At 24.1% G+C, this 1816-nt stretch carries 3 protein-coding genes; 2 read left to right on the top strand and 1 reads right to left on the bottom strand.

What is annotated here, in order from left to right; all coding sequences use genetic code 11:
• Positions 1 to 116: 116 nt before the first annotated feature.
• Both ACKTTC_RS13130 and ACKTTC_RS13125 read left to right on the top strand, forming a co-directional pair.
• On the top strand, positions 117 to 254 hold the full coding sequence (locus ACKTTC_RS13130; RefSeq protein WP_408040292.1) for a hypothetical protein: 138 nt from the start codon (positions 117 to 119) through the stop codon (positions 252 to 254).
• Entirely contained in the window at positions 205 to 846 is a 642-nt protein-coding gene (locus tag ACKTTC_RS13125; protein ID WP_408040291.1) for a hypothetical protein, read from the top strand. Before ACKTTC_RS13130 ends, ACKTTC_RS13125 begins: the two co-directional genes overlap by 50 nt.
• Before the next feature lie 230 nt (positions 847 to 1076).
• On the opposite strand, the gene ACKTTC_RS13120 is transcribed toward ACKTTC_RS13125, so the two are convergent.
• The gene (locus ACKTTC_RS13120; RefSeq protein WP_408040290.1) at positions 1077 to 1523 is read right to left on the bottom strand and encodes a hypothetical protein; all 447 of its coding nucleotides are present in this window, start codon (positions 1521 to 1523) and stop codon (positions 1077 to 1079) included.
• Between the last annotated feature and the right edge of the window lie 293 nt (positions 1524 to 1816).

Here is a 1816-nt window from a genome sequence, read left to right as displayed (position 1 = left end):
AAAGTATTAATTTAGTGGCTCATATACCCCCGAAATATATGAACACTAAATCAGTAATTATACATTCATAAATACAATTATATTTACTCTAGTATTAATTTTAAAATTAGAGTAAAATGAAAAAAGTAGTATTTATTTTTTTATGTTCAATTAGTGTTACCTTATTATCAAGTTGTACTGACAACACTAATGAATTAATAACCAATGAAAGAAGTATCGACAAAAACGACGTACAACCAGGAGATAGAGGATAAAAATAAGTTAAAAGATATTTTTTGCTACCTCTCTATAGCTATATTACCTTTTTTTTTATTTAGCTATAGATTTTTACCAAAAATTGAAACCATTAAAATCCTTGGTTATGATTGGGATTTTAATGGTTTTCCAAACTCTTATTCTTTTTTATTTGCTTTCATTTCTAAAATTGTTCCTATATTATTCATTTCAATCTTTTTTTTAAATCCAAGACCAATTAATCTATTTAACAAGGAAATTAGTTTTAAAACTTTTTTAATACCTACAATAATTTTATACTGCTACCAATTAATATTTATTATTGCACCAGTCGATAAAATTGATGAAGGTTTTTACACTGAGTTAGTAGGTTGGTCATGTGCCTTATTAATGACACTTATTGTTGTCTTTTCTAACGAATTATTCAATCTTATAAATAATCTTTTTACTTTCTTATTCATTAAAACAACATTACAATCTAAACGATTAAAATTTAAGGTACGAGAGTTAATTTCATTTATTTTAGCTGTAAGAGAATCAAAATCACACTCAATTGATAAAGAGAAATTTGATAAGGAAATGTGGAATATATTTGAAAAAATCAGTAAATAATGCGTGACAGAAAAGGGAAAATACTTAAAAAGCTAATAAAGGAAAATTGCATAAAAAGATCTGATTATCAAAAACTAATAGATTTAGCGTTAGAAGAAAATGAAAAAGAAATTTCTGAAATAGCGAAAGAGTCTATACAAAAACTTAATAACTTTAATAGCAGGGAAGTTTCTTATATAATTGAGAGACTAAAGCTAATTTCTAACAATTATTTTTAGCATATTTTTTTCTTAACTCTGTTTTTTATCCTCTAAAATATCTTTAGATAGTTCATTATTAATAATTACCCAAGCTTCCTTTTTAATTATTGAATTGAAGAGTTTATTTTTCAATAGACGATGTTTATTATATTTTACATATAAAGACAGATCGTTGTCGTTGATACCTACAAACTTTTCTTCTACTCCTGATGCCAAATACATTGAATTAAAATCACTATTTTCAATCTTCAACAACTCAATTTCTTTAGTAAGTTCAGTTAAAGATAAGCCGAATTGTTCTATAAAAACTTTTAAAAAATTATCTGAAACAGGCTTTTTATTGTTTACAAAGTTACTAACATTACCTTTAGAAGTTCCTGTCTTATTTGAAATTTCTGACACAGGGAATCTCAAATTAAGTTTTTCTAGTGCTAATTGTAATATCTTATTGTTTTTATCTTCTATATAATTACTCATTTATTAGATAAATGTTTTAATTGTTGTAAAAAAGTTTACAAAAAGTTTTTGTAGTTGTAAAATAGTTTTATATTTGTACCAGTGCAAATATTTCAAATATAGACAAATTATACCTATTGAAAGTAAATGTATATTGTTAAAGTAACGCTTATTATTTTATTGTAATTCTAAAGGTATAATACTCATAGCTATAAAGCTATTTTAAAAATTAATACGATCTATTGGTATACTTTAAAAAGTATTCTGATAAAAACAAAAGGTAGGGTTTTATTTGGTTAGGAACATAAGGACAA

It is taken from the genome of Tenacibaculum amylolyticum, assembly GCF_964511145.1.
In the GTDB taxonomy this organism is placed as follows: domain Bacteria; phylum Bacteroidota; class Bacteroidia; order Flavobacteriales; family Flavobacteriaceae; genus Polaribacter; species Polaribacter amylolyticum.
Note: the sequence above shows the minus strand (reverse complement) of the source record. Positions and strands in the feature narration are given on the sequence as shown.

Coding starts and splice junctions, on each gene's coding strand:
- ACKTTC_RS13130 (WP_408040292.1), top strand. CDS start 117: ATGAAAAAAGTAGTATTTATTTTTTTATGTTCAATTAGTGTTACCTTA.
- ACKTTC_RS13125 (WP_408040291.1), top strand. CDS start 205: ATGAAAGAAGTATCGACAAAAACGACGTACAACCAGGAGATAGAGGAT.
- ACKTTC_RS13120 (WP_408040290.1), bottom strand. CDS start 1,523: ATGAGTAATTATATAGAAGATAAAAACAATAAGATATTACAATTAGCA.